The sequence below is a fragment of the Streptococcus mitis genome (assembly GCF_002096925.1).
Classification (GTDB): Bacteria; Bacillota; Bacilli; order Lactobacillales; family Streptococcaceae; genus Streptococcus; species Streptococcus mitis_AF.
In genome coordinates this window covers 1-725 of the sequence record NZ_NCVN01000071.1, presented here as the reverse complement: position 1 = coordinate 725, position 725 = coordinate 1, and the positions used below count along the sequence as shown (strand labels likewise).

The 725-nt window shown below is 38.1% G+C and carries 1 protein-coding gene; it reads left to right on the top strand.

The features are described from left to right. Positions 1–155: 155 nt before the first annotated feature. Positions 156–620 carry an IS200/IS605 family transposase gene (gene tnpA / locus B7692_RS07630; protein WP_084930361.1) on the top strand — a complete coding sequence of 155 codons (465 nt, stop codon included), beginning with the start codon at positions 156–158 and terminating at the stop codon, positions 618–620. Positions 621–725 lie beyond the last annotated feature (105 nt).

The window sequence follows — 725 nt, the reverse complement described above, 5'->3', positions numbered from 1 at the left end:
TTTTATTATGTGACTATTAGTCCGTCTCGCTCCGTTAGGTGAGAGACAAAAAAACCACCCGCTATGCGGGTGCGCGTCGAAGGTTATACCAAAAAAACTCCGAACGCGATGCAATAAAGGTGTTCAAGCCAATTGTAAAGCGAAAGGAGAAAAATATGGCACAAAAGGTATATAGTTTATCGCACACAAAGTGGCACTGTAAGTATCACATTGTGTTTACCCCTAAGTATAGACGAAAAGTTATCTATAATCAATATCGAAGTAGTTTAGGCGAAATATTTCATCGTTTGTGTAGTTATAAAGGAGTTAAAATTATCGAGGGTCACTTAATGCCAGACCATGTACATATGTTAGTAAGTATTCCATCAAGGATAAGTATTTCAAGTTTCATGGGTTATTTAAAAGGAAAAAGTGCACTCATGATGTTTGACAAACACGCTAATCTCAAGTACAAGTTTGGGAATCCGCATTTCTGGGCGGAAGGTTATTATGTAAGTACAGTAGGGCTTAATGAAGCCACAATTAAGAAATATATCCAAGAACAGGAAAAGCATGATATAGCACTAGATAAATTAAGTGTAAAAGAATATGAGGATCCCTTTAGGGATAGTGGTAAGTAATACTAAAGCCTCTTTGAGAGGCAAGTGACGAGTCAAGAGCAATAAGGCTTGAACAAAGTGAAAGCCAGCGTCTTTAGGCGCTGGCTGGTAATTTGGGCTTATAGC